We start from the raw sequence: 21,295 nt of genomic DNA, 5'->3' as shown, positions 1-21,295 counted from the left end.
CTACCTCGCACAGTCGCTGAGTGGTCTTTTACCGCGAACTGGATATCGCCAATCATCGTGATTGGGACAAAACCCAAGAAAAAACAAGGCGACTTGCGTCGCCCTGTTCATCACTCGCCGCGGTGCAGCTTGCTCATCAACTGCGCCTCGGCCTGGGTCAACCCACAGGTCTGGGTCAACTCCTCGACACTGGCGCCCATCCCCACCAGCTTGGCGGCCTGGGCGAAAGTGACGCTATTAGGGTCGCGCTGCTCGAGTTGCTGGAGCTTCTCGGGCAGCGGCGCCACTACCGCGCGCAGTTCATGTATCGCTTCGCCCATGCGCACGGTGCCATTCTGGTAGTCGTCCAGGCGTTTGGCGAGGTCCTTGATGCGCTGGTCACGCAGCGCATCGCCCTGGGCCTGCTGGGCGGCCAGCTCGCGCTGGCGCTTGCTGTAGTTGAGGAAGAACCACAGGCTCAGCGCCCACAGCAGCGCCAGGAAGATGACAGCAACCTCGAAGATCAACTCAGATGTTCTCCAGCTCGGACCACTCTTCCTCGGTCATCATCTTGTCCAGTTCGACCAGGATAAGCAGCTCGCCGTTCTTGTTGCACACGCCCTGGATGAACTTGGCCGACTCTTCGTTGCCGACGTTCGGCGCGGTCTCGATCTCCGACTGGCGCAGGTACACCACTTCAGCGACGCTGTCGACGAGGATGCCGACCACCTGCTTGTCCGCCTCGATGATGACGATACGGGTGTTGTCGGTGACTTCGCTCGACATCAGGCCGAAGCGCTGGCGGGTGTCGATCACCGTCACCACGTTGCCGCGCAGGTTGATGATGCCCAGCACATAGCTGGGGGCGCCCGGTACCGGGGCGATCTCGGTGTAGCGCAGGACTTCCTGCACCTGCATGACATTGATGCCGTAGGACTCGTTGTCCAGACGGAAGGTTACCCACTGCAGGATCGGATCTTCGGAACCTTGTGCAGACGACTTTTTCATTCCCCTAGCCCTCAAAATCCGCCATTGGCGGTGTGCTCTGTATTGCCGCGGCAGTAGCGGCGTTGATTCAGTTGTGTTTGGTGTTCATCTGCTTGACCGCGCCACTGGCAATCAGCTCGGCCAGTTCGGCGACATCGAGCAGCGCGCACATGTGTTCAATCACCGTGCCGGCCAACCATGGGCGTTGGCCACGCTGGCTGCGCCATTTGATCTCGTTCGGGTCCAGGCGCAGCGAGCGGCTGACCTGGTGCACGGCCAGCCCCCATTCGTAGCCCTGGACCGAAATGACGTATTGCAGGCCCTGGCGGAAGTCGTCCCGGTAGCGGTCAGGCATGACCCAGCGGGCAGTATCCAGCACCTTGAGGTTGCCCGCCTGGCAGGTGAGGATGCCGAGGAACCAGTCCGGCTGGCCGAACAGCGGCGTCAGCTCCTGGCCGGCCAGGGTATAGATCGAGCCCAGGCACACCAGCGGTACCGCCAGGGTCAGCCCGGCGACATCGAACAGCAGGCATTCGAATGGTTCGGCGGCCCATTCAGGGCGCCCATCGACCGTCGCCGGAGGTGTTGGCGCGGCAGGCGCCGCCGGCACGTGCAGCTCCACCAGTGGCGTCGCCGGCTCGATGGCCGGGGCTTCGGTCAACAGCGGGATGCTGGCTTCAGCCACCACCTCGCGCTCGACCACTGCTACCACCGGCTCCATGACAGGCGTGGCGGGCGGCAGCACGGTTGGCAGGACCTTGGCCTGCGGTTCGGCGAAGGGCCGGGACGCAGGCGCGGCTGGCATGACCTGGCGCTGAGCATCGCGGGCCTGCTCCTCGCGGACCGCCGCCTCGAACTCATCGCCGGGAGCCTGCTCCACGGGCGGCGCGACAGGCAGATCCCGCTCGGGCGGCAACTCGAACGGCTCGGTGGCTTCCTGCAGCAAACCATCAAGGTAGGACTGCAAGGCCATCTGTGGCTTGCTGGTGATGTGCGGTGCCTGGTTCATCAGGCCACCTGCAGCGCGGAGCGGTAGGTGAGCAGATGCTTGAGCAGCGCCCGGTAGGCCACCACGCCACGGCTCTTGCCATCGAACTGCGAGGGCGTGACGCCGTTGCGGCTGGCATCGCGCAGGCGCGTATCCACCGGGATGTAGCCTTGCCAGACCTGATCGCCATAGGTGTCGCGCAGCACTTTCAAGGTACCCAGCGAAGCTTGCGTGCGGCGGTCGAACAGGGTCGGCACGATCTGGTACGGCAACGCCTGCTTGCGCGAACGGTTGATCATGCCCAGCGTGCCAACCATGCGCTCCAGGCCCTTGACCGCGAGAAACTCGGTCTGCACCGGGATCACCAACTGCTGACTGGCGGCCAGGGCGTTGACCATCAGCACGCCCAGCAAGGGTGGGCTGTCGATCAGGGCGAAGTCGAAATCCTGCCACAGCTGCGCCAGACTCTTGGCGATCACCAGGCCCAGGCCACTCTGGCCCGGCGACTGACGCTCGAGCACCGCCAACGCGGTGCTCGACGGCAGCAGCGAGATACGCTCGTCACTGGTGGGTAGCAGCAGCTGGCCTGGCAGCCCCTCGGGCACCGTGCCTTTGTGCAGGAACAGGTCGTAGCAGCTGTGCTCCAGCGCATCGGGGTTGTGCCCGAAATAACTGGTCATCGAGCCGTGCGGGTCGAGGTCGACCACGACCACGCGCTTGCCCGCCTCGGCCAGCAGGCCGGCCAAGGCGATGGTGGTGGTGGTCTTGCCGACGCCACCTTTTTGATTGGCTACTGCCCAGACTCTCATCGTGCGTTGCTTCCTCCCGGTATGGCCGCCTGCCCTGCCGGGAACGGTGTGAAGTTCAGTGACGGGGATTTGACGAAATCAGCCCCCGGTCCTCGGTGCTGGCGAGGCTGGTGCACTTTGTGTGCCAGCCCGGCGCATCGCCGCATCCGGGGTGGCGTTGGCGCTGCCGCTGCCGGTCAGGCTGCGACGCACCTCCAGATTGCGCGAAATCACCAGTACCACCCGGCGGTTGCGCGCACGGCCGTCGGCATTATCGTTGCTTGCCACCGGCTGGTACTCGCCGTACCCCACCGATGCCATGCGCGCCGGGTTGACCCCTTCCATGGCCAGCAAGCGGACGATGCTCGCGGCCCGCGCCGACGACAGCTCCCAGTTTGTAGGGTACTGGGCGGTGCGGATCGGCAGGTTGTCGGTGAAACCCTCGACGTGCACCGGGTTGGCGAACGGCCTGAGGATCTTCGCCACCTTCTCGATGATCTCGAAGGCGACATCACTGGGCATGGCATCGGCGCTGGCGAACAACAGCGAGGAGTTGAGCTCGATCTCCACCCACAGTTCATTACCGCGCACGGTCATCTGGTTGGACTTGATCAGGTCGCCGAAGGCGTCACGCACATCGTCGGTGATGGTCTTGAGCGGGTCGACGCTGGTCTGTGCCAGGCCCGCGTCGGTCTGCTCGCTGTCCTTGATCAACGGCTCGGCCGGTTTGACGCTCAGCGGTCGCTCGTCGCCGATCGGGATCGGCTTCATGCTGCGCTCGGGGTCGTTGAACACCCCGATCAGTGCCTGGGAAATCTGCTTGTACTTGCCTTCGTTAATCGACGAAATCGAGTACATGACCACGAAGAAGGCGAACAGCAGGGTAATGAAGTCAGCATACGAGACCAGCCAGCGTTCGTGGTTCTCGTGCTCTTCGATCTTGCGACGGCGGGCCATGGCTTACTCCATGAAGCCTTGCAGCTTCAGCTCGATCGAGCGTGGGTTCTCGCCTTCGGCGATCGACAGCAGGCCTTCGAGCAGCATCTCGCGGTAACGCGACTGGCGCAGGGTGATGGCCTTGAGCTTGTTGGCGACCGGCAGCAGAATCAGGTTGGCACTGGCCACGCCATAGATGGTGGCGACGAAGGCCACGGCGATGCCGTTGCCCAGTTGCGACGGATCGGCGAGGTTGCCCATCACATGGATCAGGCCCATTACCGCGCCGATGATACCGATGGTCGGCGCGTAGCCGCCCATGCTCTCGAACACCTTGGCGGCCTGGATGTCACGGGACTCCTGGGTCAAAAAGTCGACTTCGAGGATGCTGCGGATGGCTTCCGGCTCGGCGCCGTCGACCAGCAACTGCAGGCCTTTGCGCGCATAGGGATCGGGCTCGGCATCGGCCACGCCTTCCAGGCCCAGCAGGCCTTCCTTGCGCGCCGTCAGGCTCCAGTTCACCACCCGGTCGATGCCGCCGGCCAGGTCCACCCGTGGCGGGAAGAAAATCCAGCGAATGATCTGCAGGGCACGCTTGAACGACGACAGCGGCGACTGCAGCAATGCCGCCGCCAGGGTACCGCCCAGCACGATCAGCGCCGCCGGGCCGTTGATCAACGCACCGACGTGGCCGCCCTCCATGAAGTTGCCGCCGACGATGGCGACAAAGGCGAGGATCAGGCCGATCAGGCTCAACACATCCATCAGACGCACGCCTCGACCAGGTGCTTGCCGATCTCGTCCAGGCTGTAGACGGCGTCGGCGAGGTTGGCCTTGACGATGGCCATGGGCATGCCATAGATCACGCAGCTGGCTTCATCCTGCGCCCACACGGTGCTGCCACCCTGCTTGAGCAGGCGCGCGCCTTCGCGGCCATCGGCGCCCATGCCGGTGAGGACCACCGAGAGCACCTTGTCGCCGTAGGACTTGGCGGCGGAGCCGAAGGTGATGTCCACGCAGGGCTTGTAGTTCAGGCGTTCGTCGCCCGGCAGGATCTTCACCGTGCCACGGCCGTCGACCATCATCTGCTTGCCACCCGGGGCCAACAGGGCCAGGCCCGGGCGCAGTACGTCACCGTCCTCGGCCTCCTTGACACTGATCTTGCACAGTTTGTCCAGGCGCTCGGCGAAGGCCTTGGTGAAAGCCGCCGGCATGTGCTGGATGAGCACGATCGGCGCCGGGAAACCGGCGGGCAGTTGGGTCAGCACCCGCTGCAGCGCCACCGGACCGCCCGTGGAGGTGCCGATGGCAACCAGCTTGTATGGTTTGCGCTTGGGTGCCGGCGAATGCGTGGCAGCCGGTGCCGCGGCGCGGGCCGGGGCGGCAGTGCGCGCAGGCGCGGTACCGGCGAAGCTGCTGGCTGGGGCATGGCTGCTGGCCGGTGCCGGCGCTGCGGCCGGTGCCGGGCTGGAATAGGCACTGAAACGGCGGTTGCTGCGCGAGATGGTGTGGACCTTCTCGCACAGCATCTGCTTGACCTTCTCCGGGTTACGCGAGATGTCTTCGAAATTCTTCGGCAGGTAGTCGACCGCACCGGCATCCAGGGCGTCGAGGGTGACGCGGGCGCCTTCGTGGGTCAGCGAGGAGAACATCAATACCGGCGTCGGGCAGCGCTGCATGATGTGACGCACTGCGGTGATGCCGTCCATCATGGGCATTTCATAGTCCATGGTGATGACATCGGGCTTGAGCGCCAGCGCCTGGTCGATCGCTTCCTTGCCGTTGGTCGCGGTACCCACGACCTGGATCGTCGGGTCGGACGCGAGAATTTCCGAGACACGGCGGCGGAAGAAACCGGAATCATCCACCACCAGGACCTTGACTGCCATAAACACTCCGTTAGGCGGCGCACCCGCCTGGGCGCGCCACCGAAATCAAATACGCCGGGCGGCGTAACGCTTGAGCATGCTCGGGACGTCGAGGATCAGCGCGATACGGCCGTCACCGGTGATGGTCGCGCCGGACATGCCCGGGGTTCCCTGCAGCATCTTGCCCAGCGGCTTGATCACCACCTCTTCCTGGCCGACCAGCTGGTCGACCACGAAACCGATGCGCTGGGTGCCGACCGACAGGATCACCACATGACCTTCGTGCTGCTCCTCGTGCTCGTGGTCCTGGACCAGCCAGCGCTTGAGGTAGAACAGCGGCAGCGCCTTGTCGCGCACGATCACCACTTCCTGGCCGTCGACCACGTTGGTGCGCGACAGGTCGAGGTGGAAGATCTCGTTGACGTTGACCAGCGGGAAGGCGAACGCCTGGTTGGCCAGCATCACCATCAGCGTCGGCATGATCGCCAGGGTCAGCGGTACCTTGATGACGATCTTCGAGCCCTGGCCCTTGGCCGAGAAGATGTTGATCGAGCCGTTGAGCTGGGAAATCTTGGTCTTCACCACGTCCATACCGACACCGCGGCCGGACACATCGGAGATCTCGGTCTTGGTCGAGAAGCCCGGGGCGAAGATCAGGTTGTAGCAGTCCGACTCGCTCAGGCGGTCGGCCGCGTCCTTGTCCATCAGGCCCTTTTCCACGGCCTTGGCGCGCAGGATGCTCGGGTCCATGCCCTTGCCGTCGTCGGAAATCGACAGCAGGATGTGGTCACCTTCCTGCTCGGCGGACAGTACCACCCGACCCATGCGCGACTTGCCGGAGGCCTCACGCTCGTCGGGCATCTCGACGCCATGGTCGACGGCGTTGCGCACCAAGTGCACCAACGGGTCGGCCAGGGCCTCGACCAGGTTCTTGTCCAGGTCGGTTTCTTCGCCGACCAGTTCCAGGTTGATCTCTTTCTTGAGCTGGCGGGCCAGGTCGCGAACCAGGCGCGGGAAACGCCCGAAGACCTTCTTGATCGGCTGCATGCGCGTCTTCATGACCGCGGTCTGCAGGTCGGCGGTGACCACATCGAGGTTGGACACGGCCTTGGACATGGCCTCGTCACCGCTGTTAAGCCCCAGGCGCACCAGGCGGTTACGCACCAGCACCAGCTCGCCGACCATGTTCATGATCTCGTCCAGGCGCGCGGTGTCGACCCGCACGGTAGTCTCCGCCTCGCTGGCGCCATGCTTGTCGGCGGCCGGTGCTGGCGCCCGGGCCGGAGCGGCAGGCTTGGCAGCGGCTGGCGCGGGAGCAGGCGCCGGCGCAGGCTTGGCAACCGGCTTGGCTTCGGCCTTGGCCGCGACAGGTGCGGCAACAGCGGCGGTTGGTGCTTCGGCAACAACCGCCTCGCCAGAGAACTTGCCCTTGCCGTGCAACTGGTCGAGCAGCGCCTCGAATTCGTGTTCGGTGATGCTCTCGTCAGTCGCCGCTGGTGCCGCGCTGGCTGCAGGCGCAGCAACGCCAGGCAATGCGTCGACGGCGAAGGTGCCCTTGCCGTGCAACTGATCGAGCAGCGACTCGAACTCGTCGTCGGTGATCTCATCACTGGCAGGGGCAGCGGCCGCTGGCTCACTGGCAGCGGTATCGGGCGAAAACTGGCCTTTGCCGTGCAGCTGGTCGAGCAACGACTCGAATTCGGCGTCGGTAATCTCGTCACCACCCGCGCTGACCTGTTCACCCTGCAGTTGCTCGTGAACCTCGGCTTCGGCCTTGACTGCATCGAGCGAGTCGAGCAGTTGCTCGAACTCGGTGTCGGTGATGTCGGGCTCGGCAGCCGGCGCTTCGGCGACAACGGCCACCTCTACCGGTGCCGGCTCTTCGGCGCCAGCGGGCTCGGCCAGGCGCGACAGCGCCGCCAGCAGCTCGCGGGTGGCCGGCGTGACGTCGGTGCGCTCACGTACCTGGCCGAACATGCTGTTGACCGTGTCGAGTGCTTCGAGCACCACGTCCATCAGCTCCGCGTCGACCCGGCGCTCACCTTTGCGCAGGATGTCGAACACGTTCTCGGCAATGTGGCAGCACTCCACCAACTCATTGAGCTGAAGGAAGCCGGCGCCCCCTTTTACAGTGTGGAAACCGCGGAAAATCGCGTTGAGCAGATCCGCATCATCAGGCCGGCTTTCCAGCTCGACCAATTGCTCGGACAGTTGCTCGAGGATTTCGCCGGCTTCTACCAGGAAATCCTGAAGGATTTCTTCATCGGCGCCGAAGCTCATTAAACGTGCTCCTTAAAAACCCAGGCTGGACAACAGATCGTCGACATCGTCCTGGCTGGACACGACGTCTTCACGCTTATCGGCATGAATCTGCGGACCTTCACCCCGAGTCGGATGTTTTTCTTGATCTTTTTCAGCACGCAACTGCTGGTGGTCATGTTCGATACCGGCAAAGCGGTCGACCTGGCTTGCCATCAGCACGAGCTTGAGCAGATTGCTTTCGACTTCGGTGACCAGCGTGGTCACCCGTTTGATCACCTGGCCGGTGAGATCCTGATAATCCTGGGCCAGGACGATATCGTTGATATGGCCTGCGACCTTCTGATTACCTTCGGCGCTGTGCGTCAGGAAACTGTCCACACGCTTGACCAGCTCACGGAACTCCGGCGCCGCCACCTCGCGGCGCATGAAGCGCTGCCAGTCGGCGGACAGGCTCTGGGCCTCGGTAGCAAGGTCGTTGAGCACCGGGGTGCACGCCTCCGCCAGGTCCATGGTGCGGTTGGCCGCACCTTCGGTGAGGCGGACCACGTAGGAGAGGCGCTCGGCGGCATCGGTAATCTGCGACACTTCCTCGGCCTGCGGCATGGCCGGGTCGATCTGGAAGTTGACGATTGCACTGTGCAGTTCGCGGGTGAGCTTGCCGACTTCCTGATACAGCCCGCGGTCGCGGGTCTGGTTCAGTTGGTGGATCAGCTGCACCGCCTCACCGAACCGGCCGCGCTCGAGGCTCTCGACCAGCTCCTGGGCATGCTTCTTCAGGGTTGATTCGAACTCACCCAAAGAGTTGTTGGTTGACTCCATTGCGCCCCCCAGACGTGACTCAGCCGTTGACGCGTTCGAAGATCTTTTCGATCTTTTCTTTCAGCGCCAGGGCGGTGAAAGGCTTGACCACATAGCCGTTCACGCCGGCCTGGGCAGCTTCGATGATCTGCTCGCGCTTGGCTTCCGCGGTGACCATCAGTACCGGCAGGTGCTTGAGGCGCTCGTCGGCGCGAACGGCGCGCAGCAGGTCGATACCGGTCATGCCCGGCATGTTCCAGTCGGTCACCAGGAAATCAAAATGCTCGCTGGTGAGCATCGGCAGTGCCGTGTTGCCGTCATCAGCTTCCTTGACGTTGGTGAACCCCAGGTCACGCAACAGGTTCTTGATGATCCGCCGCATCGTCGAAAAGTCGTCAACGATGAGGATTTTCATGTCTTTGTTCAATTAGACCTCCAAGCAGTCTTTAACGCGCTCGGCGCCGAGCGCGCGCTCAATCAATTCGGCACTACAAAAAAACGACTGCACTGAACCCGGGTTCAACGTGCCCGCCACTCCCCAAGGCGGCTGCGCAAACGCGCGGCGCACTGGCTGTGCAACTGGCTGACACGCGATTCGCTGACCCCCAGCACCTCACCGATTTCCTTGAGGTTCAGCTCTTCGTCGTAGTACAGCGCCAGGACCAGGCGCTCGCGCTCCGGCAGGTTGGCGATCGCATCGGCCAGCGCAGCCTGGAAGCGCTCGTCTTCCAGGTCACGCGCTGGCTCCAGCTGGCCGCTGGCACCGTCCTCGTGCAGCCCTTCATGTTCGCCGTCCTGCAGCAGGTCGTCGAAACTGAACAGGCGGCTGCCCAAGGTGTCATTCAAAATCCCGTAGTAATCATCGAGACTCAATTGGAGTTCGGCAGCAACCTCGTGATCTTTAGCGTCGCGGCCAGTCTTTGCTTCGACACAGCGGATCGCGTCACTGACCATGCGCGTGTTGCGGTGCACCGAGCGTGGCGCCCAATCCCCCTTGCGCACCTCGTCGAGCATGGCGCCGCGAATACGGATACCGGCGTAGGTTTCGAAACTGGCACCCTTGCTGGCATCGTATTTGTTGGCCACTTCCAGCAAGCCGATCATCCCGGCCTGGATCAGATCCTCGACCTGGACGTTGGCCGGCAGGCGTGCCAGCAGGTGGTAGGCGATACGCTTGACCAACGGCGCGTAGCGCTCGATCAGCTCGTACTGCGCATCCTTGGCGGCCTTGCTGTACATCTTGAAACCGCTCGCGTTCATAGCACCGGCCCTGCACTGGTGGGCTGCACCAGGCGCTCGACAAAGAATTCCAGGTGCCCGCGCGGGTTGGCAGGCAGCGGCCAGCTGTCGACCTTCTGCGCGATGGCCTTGAACGCCAGCGCACACTTGGACCGAGGGAAGGCCTCATAGACCGCCCGCTGCTTCTGCACGGCCTTGCGCACGCATTCGTCGTAAGGCACGGCACCGACGTATTGTAGGGCGACGTCGAGGAAGCGGTCCGTGACCTTGGTCAACTTGGCGAAAAGGTTGCGGCCTTCCTGCGGGCTCTGGGCCATGTTGGCCAGCACACGGAATCGATTCATCCCGTAATCGCGGTTGAGCAGCTTGATCAGCGCGTAGGCGTCGGTGATCGAGGTCGGCTCGTCGCACACCACCAGCAGCACTTCCTGGGCGGCGCGGACGAAGCTGACCACCGAGTCACCGATACCCGCAGCCGTGTCGATCACCAGCACATCGAGGTTGTCGCCGATATCGCTGAAGGCCTGGATCAGGCCGGCGTGTTGCGCGGGCGCCAGGTGCACCATGCTCTGCGTGCCAGAGGCCGCCGGAACGATGCGCACACCACCCGGGCCTTGCAACAGCACATCGCGCAGCTCGCAGCGGCCTTCGATCACATCGGCGAGGGTGCGCTTGGGCGTGAGCCCCAGCAGAACGTCGACATTGGCCAGGCCCAGGTCGGCGTCCAGCAACATCACCCGGCGGCCGAGCTCGGCCAGCGCCAGGGACAGGTTCACTGAAACGTTAGTCTTGCCGACGCCACCTTTGCCACCGGTCACGGCGATCACCTGTACGGGATGCATGCTACCCATGTCTGTTCTTTACCTTGTCTCGCTTGGACCCAGGCCACATGAGGGGCTGAACATTCAAGGCCACGGTCCGGCCGGGCAACCCCATGATGTAGGTACTTTGCACAGTATTCACCCTCAACCCGCGCGCTTGCCAGGGCTGTGGTACAGATCAGCGAACATGTCGGCCATGGCCTCGTCGCTGGGCTCTTCCTGCAATTGCACACTGACGGCGCGGCTTACCAACTGGTGCTTGCGCGGTAGCTGCAGGTCGTCGGGAATGCGCGGCCCATCGGTCAGATAGGCCACCGGCAATTCATGACTGATGGCCAGGCTCAGCACTTCGCCGAGGCAGGCCGTTTCGTCGAGTTTGGTCAGGATGCACCCGGCCAGGCCGCAGCGCTTGTAGCTGTGGTAGGCGGCGGTGAGCACCTGCTTCTGGCTGGTGGTCGCCAGCACCAGGTAATTCTTCGCGGCGATGCCGCGCCCGGCCAGGGTCTCGAGCTGCATGCGCAGCGCCGGGTCGCTGGCCTGCAGGCCGGCGGTGTCGATCAGCACCACGCGTTTGCGCAGCAGCGGCTCCAGGGCCTGGGCCAGCGACTCGCCCGGGTCGACGTAGGTGACCGGCACATTGAGGATGCGGCCCAGCGTCTTGAGCTGTTCCTGGGCGCCGATGCGGAAGCTGTCCATGCTCACCAGCGCCAGGTTGTTCGCGCCGTACTTGAGCACGTAGCGCGCGGCCAGCTTGGCCAGCGTGGTGGTCTTGCCCATGCCGGCGGGGCCGACCATGGCGATCACCCCGCCCTCCTCGATCGGTTCGATCTCGGGCACGTCGATCATCCGCGCCAGATGCGCCAGGACCATGCGCCAGGCATGGCGTGGTTCTTCGATGCCGGCGGTGAGGTCGAGCAGCTCGCGGGCCAGGCCACCGGAAAGGCCGAGGCGCTGCAGCCGGCGCCAGAGGTTGGCCTGTTGCGGCTTGCTGCCTTGCAGCTGGCTCCAGGCGAGCGAACCGAGCTGGACTTCGAGCAGCTCGCGCAAGCCGGTCAGCTCGAAACGCATGGCATCGAACAGGCGTGGATCAACCGGTGCCGACGCCGGCGCGGCAACCGCCGCGGGCTCATCGACATGCTGCTCGATCAGCGGCTCCGAGGCGGTCAGCGGCTGCCCGGCGAACAATTGCCGGTTGCCGCCTTCGACGGCATCGCCACGCCCGGTCAGTTCGGCCTGGGCGGTAACGATGCGCGACTGGGTCTTGCGCAGCTCGTCTTCGAGCTCTGCGTTGGGCACGCGCGGGGCCAGGGCGGACAGCTTGTAGTCCAGCGCAGCCGTCAGCTCGACACCGCCGGCAATGCGCCGGTTGCCAATGATGGCGGCATCGGAGCCGAGCTCATCACGGACCAGCTTCATGGCCTGACGCATATCGGCGGCAAAAAAACGCTTAACTTGCATAACCCACTACCTCAGCCGTTGGGGCCCACGGTGGCAACGATGGTGACTTGCTTGTTGTCAGGTATTTCCTGATACGCCAAAACATGCAAATTCGGTACAGCCAGGCGACCGAAGCGCGACAGCATGGCGCGGATCGGGCCGGCTACCAGAAGGATGGCCGGCTGGCCCTGCATTTCCTGGCGCTGGGCTGCCTCGATCAACGAACGCTGAAGCTTTTCGGCCATGCTCGGCTCAAGAAGAACACCATCTTCCTGACCCTGCCCGGCCCTTTGCAGACTATTGAGCAAGATCTGTTCCAACCTTGGCTCCAAGGTGATCACAGGCAGCTCGGACTCAACGCCGACAATGCTTTGCACGATGGCGCGGGACAATCCGACGCGCACCAGCGCCACCAGCGCGGCGGTATCTTGACTCTTCGCCGCGTTGTTGGCGATGGCTTCGGCAATGCTGCGGATGTCACGCACCGGCACCTGTTCGGCAAGCAGCGCCTGCAGGACCTTGAGCAGGCCCGACAAGGAAATGACACCCGGCACCACCTCTTCGGCCAGTTTCGGCGAGACCTTGGCCAGCACCTGCAGCAGTTGCACCACCTCCTCGTGCCCGATCAGCTCGTGGCAGTGCTTCTGCAGGATCTGGTTGAGGTGGGTGGCGACCACGGTGCTGGCGTCGACCACGGTGTAGCCCAGCGACTGCGCCTGAGCGCGCTGGCCGACATCGATCCACACCGCCTCCAGACCAAACGCCGGATCTCGCGAGGCGATGCCGTTGAGAGCACCGAACACCTGACCCGGGTTGATCGCCAGCTCCCGGTCGGGGTAGATCTCGGCCTCGGCCAGGATCACGCCCATCAGCGTCAGGCGATAGGCGCTGGGCTGCAGGTCGAGGTTGTCGCGAATGTGCACGGTGGGCATGAGGAAGCCCAGGTCCTGGGAAAGCTTCTTGCGCACGCCCTTGATCCGCGCCAGCAACTGGCCGCCCTGGTTGCGGTCAACCAGCGGAATCAGGCGGTAGCCGACTTCCAGGCCGATCATGTCGATGGGGGTGACGTCGTCCCAACCCAGCTCCTTGGTTTCGATGGCGCGTTGCGGCGATGGCAGCAGGTCCTGCTGACGCTGGGCCTCCTGCTGGGCGACGATCTTGGTCTTCTGCTGCTTCTTCCACACCAGGTAGGCGCCACCGGCGGCCAGGGCGCCGAGGCTGAGGAAGGCGACGTGCGGCATGCCCGGCACCAGCCCCATGACGATCATCAGCCCGGCAGAGACCGCCAGGGCCTTGGGCGAATCGAACATCTGCCGATTGATCAGCTTGCCCATGTCCTCGGAACCCGAGGCACGAGTGACCATGATCGCGGCGGCGGTGGACAGCAACAGCGATGGCAACTGCGCCACCAAACCGTCACCGATGGTCAACAGGGCGTAGACCTTGCCGGCGTCGGCGAAGGTCATGTCATGCTGCAACATGCCGATGAGCATGCCGCCGATGAGGTTGATGAACAGGATCAGCAGGCCGGCGATGGCGTCACCGCGGACGAACTTGCTGGCACCGTCCATGGAGCCGTAGAACTCGGCCTCCTGGGCGACCTCGGCACGGCGCGCCTTGGCCTGAACCTGATCGATCAGACCGGCGTTGAGGTCAGCGTCGATGGCCATCTGCTTGCCGGGCATGGCGTCGAGGGTGAAGCGCGCGCTCACCTCGGAGATACGCCCGGCGCCCTTGGTGACCACCACGAAGTTGATGATCATGAGGATGGCGAACACCACCGCGCCGACGACGTAGTTGCCGCCGATCACCACCTCACCGAAGGCCTGGATCACCTTACCCGCGGCGCCGTGGCCTTCCTGACCGTGGAGCATGACCACACGAGTGGAGGCAACGTTGAGCGCCAGGCGCAGCAGCGTCGCCACCAGCAGAATCGTCGGGAACGCGGCGAAATCCAGCGGACGCAAGGCGTAGACGCAGACCAGCAGGACCACGATCGACAGGGCGATGTTGAAGGTGAAGAACACGTCGAGCAGGAACGGCGGGATCGGCAACATCATCATTGCCAGCATCACCAGCAGGAGCAGCGGCACGCCGAGGTTGCCCCGGCCGAGACCGGCCAGGTTGTTACGGGCGCTGCTGATTAACTGAGTGCGATCCACCGCGATTCCTCTTCAAGCAAAACTTTGACGCCCAAGGGGCGCTTGGGCGTGGCTCTGCAAGAAGCCTTCCAACTTTGTCCGCCCAGGCGCAGAATGCGCCAAGGCGGACAGCTGTCAGGACCGGCGGAATCGACAGGTCTTCCTTCAACGGCTCGGCCGCATGCCATTGCCAGCGCGACACTGACGCATCTGGAATACACAGGACAGCAATCAACCAAACTTTCTATGTCGCTGATCAGTATAGTTGCAGCACGTTCATATCACCGGCTGTGCGCATGCGCCAAGAGGCAGAGTTACCCCATTCGTCGTAAGAATCAAAGGAAAAATGAATTTCATCCTTTTCGCCCTCTACCCACTTTCTATCCACCTTTATCCGCCCAAAGCCTATCTGATACCCCGTGAAATCCATAGTCTGATAAATGCGATCCTTATACGCATTCACTCTCTTATTGACCCCGCCTGCGTAAATCCAATTTGTTATGTTCCCCCCAGCATAATCCCAACCCAACGAGGCTTTTGTGAGAACAACAAAAGCCAACCTATGGCCCGTGTCCGACTTCAATCGCAAGTCATAGAGATCAAGATCCCTGACCCCATTTGCAATGCCTTCAGATATATCATGACGCCTGAGCTCGAAGTCTTCGCTGGTATAAGAATAGTTTCGAGACATCGCGTAGACAGTGGCAGAGTTATTGGACCGCCCCCTTGATGTCACGCCCTCACCCGCAGGCAACGAAGCATCCCGAGTATCATAAACCTTACCGCCGATGATCAATTTTGCCGCAACACGTGAACCCGGGGAAGCAGTGGACACTTTGATATAAAAAGTGACAACCGAAGCGCCCGGCTCTTTTGGCAGTGTGTCTGAGGGCGTGGGTTGGTATGGGTAGAACTCAAAATGTATGTCGACAGCACTCCGACTTTGACTGACCGTAAAGTACTCGGACAGCGATTCGCCGGTGTCGTAGTCCACCAGCGTTACAGCATCCAATACCTTCCGAGGAATCGGCACACCCCTCCCTTCACTATCTTCCGCTTTTAGCAAGACCTTTATATAGGTTTGCTGGAGACTATTTCCATAAAGCAGGCAACTGTCATTATCGAATATTGAACCACGGCCCGCCACCTTGAAAAAAGTGATGTTACTAATTTCCGCTGGCAATCGATGCTTGATCTGGAGATTCACGCGCTCTTCGGCTGATTCGAAATCAATCGCTAGACGGTGCACTGCGCCATACCGATCATACGCATCAATCTCCAGCGGCCGCCCCTGAGGAACATTTCCCTCTGCGCGGGAATCACCACGGACTCCTTGAGCAACGACAACGATCTGATGATCGTTGGGTGTCAAAACATGCTTGACAAGACGCTCCGCCAATTCAGTACCAGGTTCGATCACAGGATCGTAAGCAATGGCTGCCGACTGCGGAAATGCGACACCGACGACAGTTGCCAGATGCTGATTGGGTTGACCGTTCCCCCAGCGGATGAGGTTGCACCCCGTTACTGCTGACGAGGCAAAGTCGGCATGCGAAAAATCAACGTACTTTGGGCGCAAGGCATATTCGAAAACGAAACGGTCAAGCCTGTACCATGTAGGGTTGAACAGGCGATCACCCACTCGCATTCTTTTCTGCCAATGGTAATCCTCTGGAAAGCGGTAGCAGGGAGAGGGTTCGGCCAGCAACTTGTGCTCCAACTCAGCTGTCTGCACCCGGACCCCTGGCGCCTGGTCAATGGTGCCGCGCAACGTTAACGCGTCCCCCGGGGCAGCACTGCAGTGCACGTAAAATCTCTTCAATTTACCACTACTCGTTTCGCACGGCAGTTCAACGGGGACTGCCATATCGAAAGCCGACGGATAATAGTCATAGCGGTTGTCGTGATCGGATTGGTAGCACCACCCCAGGCTATCGACAACGCCTGGCAGCGCTACCCATTCCTCGTTAGCGTTCAAATACGCCAGGCCAAGCGAGTCATACTGCGCATCGGTTACTGTCTGACCATCAGCGGGTATGATCAGCACCGTCACTTCTATCTGCTGGCGCCCGTTGTTATAGACGCGGTCACTGCGGGAAGTCAGAAAAATACTGAATTGGTCCAACCAAGGTGATGATTCAGTTGCCGTAACGTTTTCAGAAGGCATGTCCGTCTCTCCTTGATAGATAATCGATGAGCGGACAGCTTAAGTTGCTGCTTAAGGGTAATTCTACTGTCAAAAATGCTAGTTGTACGGTCGCAAAATATAGGAGCAGGATACGCCACCCGGGCGGCACCCGATCTCCCAAGCGCAGAATACATCAAGGCGGACAGCTGTCACTCATCTCACCGCAGGTCCGATGGAATCGGCAGGTCTTCCTTAAGCGGCTCCGGCCATTTGCCCTTGCCGGCGCGACACTAGCAGTTCCAGGTACGCGAGGAAGCCTCTATTACCGTGTACGTGCCGCCAAACCGAACCTCGAACCCAGGCGGAGAGGCATTATTCGAGCGCAAGGACTTTACCTACGACGCTGAACAGGATCGGTACCAGTGCCCGGCAGGTCAGTGGTTGACGCAGTACAAAAACAAACGCCCCGCAAGTCGGGGCGTTTGGCGTAGGGCCTGTCAGTGTGCCTTCACACAGTCTGAATCATCCCAAATTTCCATGTAGCTAATGGGTCCAGTTGCAGCACGTTCATATCACCGGCTGTGCGCATGCGCGGATTGGCAGGATTACCCCATTCATCGTAAGCATTAAGGTAAAAATAAATATCTTCATTAGTTTCGCCTTCTATCCACTTTCTATATACCTTAATTCGTCCAAAGCCTAGCTGGAACCCCGAAAAAACCATAGCCTGAGAAATGCCATCCTTACTCGCAGTCACGCTCTGATTGGCCCCACCTATGTAAATCCAATTTGTTATGTTTCCCCCAGCATAGTCCCAACCCATAGAGGCATTTGTGCCGCCAACAAAAGCCAACCTATGGCCCGTACTCGGCTTTAATCGCAAGTCATAGCGATCAAGATCTCTGACACCTTCTGCGATATCACGATACTCATCATACCTCGTGAGCACGAAGTCTTGGTCGGTATAACGGTAGTCTTGAGACTTCGCGTCGAGAGTGGCAGAATTATTGGACCGCCCCCCTGATGTCATGCCCTCACCCGCAGGTAACGAAGCAGCACGAGTATCATAAACCTTACCGCCGATGGTCAATGTTGCCGCAACACGTGAACGATGGAAAAAAAGCACGGACGCTCTGATATAAAAAGTGACAACCGAAGCGTCTGGCTCTTCTGGCAGCGTGTCTGAGGGCGTGGGTTGGTGTGGATAGAACTCAAAATGCATGTCTAAAGCACTCCGGCTTTGACTGTATGCAAAGTGATGGGACAGCGGTTCGCCGGAGTAGTAGTCTACCAGCCTTACAGTGTCCAGTACCTCCCGAGGGATCGGCACACTACGCCCCTCGCTGTCTTCCGCTTTCAACATGACCTTTATGTAGGTTTGCTGGAGACGATTCCCATAAAAGAGGCACCTGTCATTATCGTTTTTTGAGCCACGGCCCGCCACCTTGAAAAAAGTGATGTTACTAATTTCCGCTGGCAATCGATGCTTGATCTGGAGATTCACGCGCTCTTCGGCTGATTCGAAATCAATCGCTAGACGGTGCACTGCGCCATATCGATCATACGCATCAATCTCCAGCGGCTGCCCCTGAGGAACATTGCCCCCTGCGCGGGAATCACTACGGACTCCTTGAGCAACAACAACAATCTGATTATCGTTGGGTGTCAAAACATGTTTGACAAGACGCTCGGCCAATTCAGTACCAGGCTCGATTACAGGATCGTAAGCAATGGCTGCCGACTGCGGAAATGCGACACTGACGACAGTTGCCATATGCTGATTGGGTTGACCGTCTCCCCAGCGGATCAGGTTGTGCCCCGCTGCTGCTGACGAGGCAAAGCCGGCATGCGAAAAATCAACGTGCTTTGGACGCAAGGCATATTCGAAAACGAAACGGTCAAGTCTGTACCATCCAGGGTTGAACAGGCGATCACCCACTCGCATTCTTTTCTGCCAATGGTAATCCTCTGGAAAGCTGTAGCGGGGAGAGGGTTCGGCCAGCAACTTGTGTTCCAAACTTTCATCTGTCCGCACCCGGACCCCTGGCGCCTGGTCAATGGTGCCGCGCAACGTTAACGCATCCCCCGGGGCGGCACTGCAGTGCACGTAAAATCTCTTCAATCTACCACTACTCGCTTCATACGGCAGCTCAACGGGAACTGCCATATCGAAACCCGACGGATAATAGTCATAGCGATTGTCGCGCTCGGATTGGTAGCGCCACCCCAGGCTATCGACAACGCCCGGCAACGCTACCCATTCGCCACTTGCGTTCAAATACGCCAGGCCAAGGGACTTATACTGTTCTTCGGTTACTGTCTGACCATCAGCGGGGATGATCAGCACCGTTACTTCTATCTGCTGGCGCCCGTTATTATAGACACGGTCACTGCGGGAGGTCAGAAAAATATTGAATTGGTCCAACCAAGGTGATGATTCAGTTGCCGTAACGTTTTCAGAAGGCATGTCCGTCTCTCCTTGATAAATAATCGAAGAGAGGACAGCTTAAGTTGCTACTTAAGAGCAATTCTACTGTCAAAAATGCTAGTTGCACGGTCGCAAAATATAGGAGCAGGATACGCCGCGCGGGCGACACCCGATCTCCCAGGCGTAGAATGCATCAAGGCGGACAGCTGTCACTCATCACGCCGCAGGTCCGATGGAATCGGCAGGTCTTCCTTAAGCGGCTCCGGCCGCTTGCCCTTGCCGGCGCGGCACTAGCAGTTCCAGGCGTGTGAGGAAGCCTCCATTACCGTATACGTGCTGCCAAACCGAACCTAGAACCCAGTCGGAGAGGCATTATTCGAGCGCAAGGACTTTACCTTCGACGTCGAACAGAATCGGTACCAGTGCCCGGCCTGTCAGCGTGTTCTCACACAGTCTGAATCATCCCAAATTTCCATGTAGCTGATGGGGCCAGTTGCAGCACGTTCATATCACCGGCTGTACGCATGCGCGGATTGGCAGGATAACCCCATTCATCGTACGCCTCAAGGTAAAAATAAACATCTTCATTAGTTTCGCCTTCTATCCACTTCTTATATACTTTAATTCGTCCAAAGCCTAGCTGGAACCCCGAAAAAACCATAGCCTGAGAAATGCCATCCTTATGTGCAATCACGCTATGATTGGCCCCACCTATGTAAATCCAATTTGTTATATTTCCCCCAGCATAGTCCCAACCCACAGAGGTATTTGGGCCGCCCCCAAAAGCCAACCTATGGCCCGTACTCGGATTTAATCGCAAGTCATAGAGATCAAGATCTCTGACACCTTCTGCAATATCACGATACTCATCATACCTCTTGAGTACGAAGTCTTGATCGGTATAACGGTAGTCTTGAGACATCACGTCGAGAGTGGCAGAACTATTGGACCGCCCCCCTGATGTCACACCCTCACCCGCAGGCAACGAAGCATCCCGAGTATCATAAACCTTACCGCCGATGATCAATATTGCCGCAACACGTGAACGCCGGGAAGAATACACGTTCGCTCTGATATAAAAAGTTACAACCGAAGCGCCTGGCTCTTCTGGCAGCGTGTCTGAGGGCGTGGGTTGGTGTGGGTAGAACTCGAAATGCATGTCGAAAGCAGTCCGGCTTTGACTGTACGCAAAGTGAAAGAGCAGCGGTTCGGCGGTGTAGTAGTCTACCAGCATCATAGTATCCAGTACCTCCCGAGGAATCGGCACACTACGCCCCTCGCTGTCTTCCGCTTTCAACATGACCTTTATGTAGGTTTGCTGGAGACGATTCCCATAAAAGAGGCACCTGTCATTATCGTTTTTTGAGCCACGGCCCGCCACCTTGAAATAAGTGATGTTACTAATTTCCGCTGGCAATCGATGCTTGATCTGGAGATTCACGCGCTCTTCGGCTGATTCGAAATCAATCGCTAGACGGTGCACTGCGCCATATCGATCATACGCATCAATCTCCAGCGGCTGCCCCGGAGGAACATTTCCCCCTACGCGGGAATCACCACGGACTCCTTGAGCAACAACAACGATCTGATGATCGTTGGGTGTCAAAATATTTTTGACAAGACGCTCGGCCAATTCAGTACCAGGTTCGATCACAGGATCGTAAGCAATGGCTGCCGACTGCGGAAATGCGACACTGACGATAGTTGCCACATTCTGACTGGGTTGACCGAGCCCCCAGCGGATGAGGTTGCGCCCCGTTACTGCTGACGAGGCAAAGTCGGCATGCGAAAAATCAACGTTCTTTGGGCGCAAGGCATATTCGAAAACGAAGCGGTCAAGCCTGTACCACGCAGGGTTGAACAGGCGATCACCCACTCGCATTCTTTTCTGCCAATGGTAATCCTCTGGAAAGCTGTAGCTGGGAGAGGGTTCCGCCAGCAACTTGTGCTCCAACTCAGCTGTCTGCACCCGGACCTCTGGCGTCTGGTCAATGGTGCCGCACACCGTTAACGCGTCCCCCGGAGCGGCACTGCAGTGCACGTAAAATCTCTTAAATCTACCACTACTCGTTTCGCACGGCAGCTCAACGGGGACTGCCATATCGAAACCCGACGGATAATAGTCATAACGGTTGTCGCGCTCGGATTGGTAGCACCACCCCAGGCGATCGACAACGCCCGGCAGCGCTACCCATTCGCCGTTAGCGTTCAAATACGCCAGGCCAAGCGAGTCATACTGCGCATCGGTTACTGCCTGACCATCAGCGGGTATGATCAGTACCGTCACTTCTATCTGCTGGCGCCCGTTGTTATAGACGCGGTCACTGCGGGAGGTCAGAAAAATACTGAATTGGTCCAACCAAGGTGATGATTCAGTTGCCGTAACGTTTTCAGAAGGCATGTCCGTCTCTCCTTGATAGATAATCGATGAGCGGACAGCTTAAGTTGCTGCTTAAGAGCAATTCTACTGTCAAAAATGCTAGTTGCACGGTCGC

Annotated in this window: 17 protein-coding genes and 2 pseudogenes; 2 read left to right on the top strand and 17 right to left on the bottom strand. The window is 60.1% G+C overall.

Translation table 11 applies throughout. The annotated features are described in order from the left end of the window. Positions 1–110: 110 nt before the first annotated feature. The 15 genes from ACODS9_RS13470 to ACODS9_RS13400 all read right to left on the bottom strand — a co-directional run bounded on the left by ACODS9_RS13470 (position 111) and on the right by ACODS9_RS13400 (position 16,411). Positions 111–506: a DUF2802 domain-containing protein gene (locus ACODS9_RS13470; protein WP_023630608.1), complete on the bottom strand. Its 396-nt coding sequence runs from the start codon at positions 504–506 to the stop codon at positions 111–113. A 1-nt stretch (position 507) separates the two neighbouring features. Continuing rightward, entirely contained in the window at positions 508–987 is a 480-nt protein-coding gene (locus tag ACODS9_RS13465) for a chemotaxis protein CheW (protein ID WP_023630607.1), read from the bottom strand. A gap of 67 nt (positions 988–1,054) precedes the next feature. Beyond that, positions 1,055–1,975 (bottom strand): CheW domain-containing protein, encoded by a 921-nt coding sequence (locus tag ACODS9_RS13460; RefSeq protein ID WP_401106073.1) that lies wholly within the window; start codon positions 1,973–1,975, stop codon positions 1,055–1,057. After that, positions 1,975–2,763 carry a ParA family protein gene (locus tag ACODS9_RS13455; protein ID WP_046854695.1) on the bottom strand — a complete coding sequence of 263 codons (789 nt, stop codon included), beginning with the start codon at positions 2,761–2,763 and terminating at the stop codon, positions 1,975–1,977. Before ACODS9_RS13455 ends, ACODS9_RS13460 begins: the two co-directional genes overlap by 1 nt. Before the next feature lie 78 nt (positions 2,764–2,841). Next, positions 2,842–3,699, bottom strand: a complete 858-nt coding sequence (gene motD / locus ACODS9_RS13450; RefSeq protein ID WP_367858273.1) for a flagellar motor protein MotD — start codon at positions 3,697–3,699, stop codon at positions 2,842–2,844. A gap of 3 nt (positions 3,700–3,702) precedes the next feature. Beyond that, the gene (locus ACODS9_RS13445; protein WP_023631606.1) at positions 3,703–4,443 is read right to left on the bottom strand and encodes a flagellar motor protein; all 741 of its coding nucleotides are present in this window, start codon (positions 4,441–4,443) and stop codon (positions 3,703–3,705) included. Then, positions 4,443–5,567: a protein-glutamate methylesterase/protein-glutamine glutaminase gene (locus ACODS9_RS13440; protein ID WP_367858272.1), complete on the bottom strand. Its 1,125-nt coding sequence runs from the start codon at positions 5,565–5,567 to the stop codon at positions 4,443–4,445. The genes ACODS9_RS13445 and ACODS9_RS13440 overlap by 1 nt, the downstream gene beginning before the upstream one ends. A 45-nt stretch (positions 5,568–5,612) precedes the next feature. Beyond that, the gene (locus ACODS9_RS13435; protein ID WP_401106076.1) at positions 5,613–7,826 is read right to left on the bottom strand and encodes a chemotaxis protein CheA; all 2,214 of its coding nucleotides are present in this window, start codon (positions 7,824–7,826) and stop codon (positions 5,613–5,615) included. A 12-nt stretch (positions 7,827–7,838) separates the two neighbouring features. After that, positions 7,839–8,627 carry a protein phosphatase CheZ gene (locus tag ACODS9_RS13430; RefSeq protein WP_046854691.1) on the bottom strand — a complete coding sequence of 263 codons (789 nt, stop codon included), beginning with the start codon at positions 8,625–8,627 and terminating at the stop codon, positions 7,839–7,841. 19 nt (positions 8,628–8,646) lie between these two features. After that, positions 8,647–9,021 (bottom strand): chemotaxis response regulator CheY, encoded by a 375-nt coding sequence (locus tag ACODS9_RS13425; protein ID WP_023630863.1) that lies wholly within the window; start codon positions 9,019–9,021, stop codon positions 8,647–8,649. Positions 9,022–9,125: 104 nt separating this feature from the next. Next, entirely contained in the window at positions 9,126–9,866 is a 741-nt protein-coding gene (fliA, locus tag ACODS9_RS13420) for an RNA polymerase sigma factor FliA (RefSeq protein ID WP_038706555.1), read from the bottom strand. Beyond that, positions 9,863–10,696, bottom strand: a complete 834-nt coding sequence (gene fleN, locus ACODS9_RS13415; RefSeq protein ID WP_023630864.1) for a flagellar synthesis regulator FleN — start codon at positions 10,694–10,696, stop codon at positions 9,863–9,865. The genes fliA and fleN overlap by 4 nt, the downstream gene beginning before the upstream one ends. Before the next feature lie 114 nt (positions 10,697–10,810). Further along, positions 10,811–12,124: a flagellar biosynthesis GTPase FlhF gene (flhF, locus tag ACODS9_RS13410; RefSeq protein WP_367858270.1), complete on the bottom strand. Its 1,314-nt coding sequence runs from the start codon at positions 12,122–12,124 to the stop codon at positions 10,811–10,813. A gap of 11 nt (positions 12,125–12,135) precedes the next feature. Beyond that, the gene (gene flhA, locus ACODS9_RS13405; RefSeq protein ID WP_489094031.1) at positions 12,136–14,265 is read right to left on the bottom strand and encodes a flagellar biosynthesis protein FlhA; all 2,130 of its coding nucleotides are present in this window, start codon (positions 14,263–14,265) and stop codon (positions 12,136–12,138) included. Positions 14,266–14,500: 235 nt separating this feature from the next. Beyond that, a complete protein-coding gene (locus ACODS9_RS13400) occupies positions 14,501–16,411 on the bottom strand; it encodes a hypothetical protein (RefSeq protein ID WP_489094030.1) in 1,911 nt (636 codons plus the stop codon). 255 nt (positions 16,412–16,666) lie between these two features. On the opposite strand from ACODS9_RS13400, the pseudogene ACODS9_RS13395 reads away from it, so the two are divergent. Then, positions 16,667–16,837 (top strand): annotated as a pseudogene (locus tag ACODS9_RS13395) (IS5/IS1182 family transposase); the annotation flags it as partial. Between the two features lie 43 nt (positions 16,838–16,880). Here ACODS9_RS13395 and ACODS9_RS13390 read toward each other — a convergent pair. After that, positions 16,881–18,839 carry a hypothetical protein gene (locus ACODS9_RS13390; protein ID WP_489094029.1) on the bottom strand — a complete coding sequence of 653 codons (1,959 nt, stop codon included), beginning with the start codon at positions 18,837–18,839 and terminating at the stop codon, positions 16,881–16,883. 255 nt (positions 18,840–19,094) lie between these two features. On the opposite strand from ACODS9_RS13390, the pseudogene ACODS9_RS13385 reads away from it, so the two are divergent. Next, positions 19,095–19,238, top strand: a pseudogene (locus tag ACODS9_RS13385) (IS5/IS1182 family transposase); the annotation flags it as partial. 7 nt (positions 19,239–19,245) lie between these two features. On the opposite strand, the gene ACODS9_RS13380 reads toward ACODS9_RS13385, so the two are convergent. Beyond that, entirely contained in the window at positions 19,246–21,201 is a 1,956-nt protein-coding gene (locus tag ACODS9_RS13380) for a hypothetical protein (RefSeq protein WP_489094028.1), read from the bottom strand. Positions 21,202–21,295: the final 94 nt, after the last annotated feature.

The organism is Pseudomonas sp. FG36, assembly GCF_057809275.1.
The sequence above is the reverse complement of the archived record's forward strand: the minus strand, read 5'-3'. Positions and strand labels throughout refer to the sequence as shown.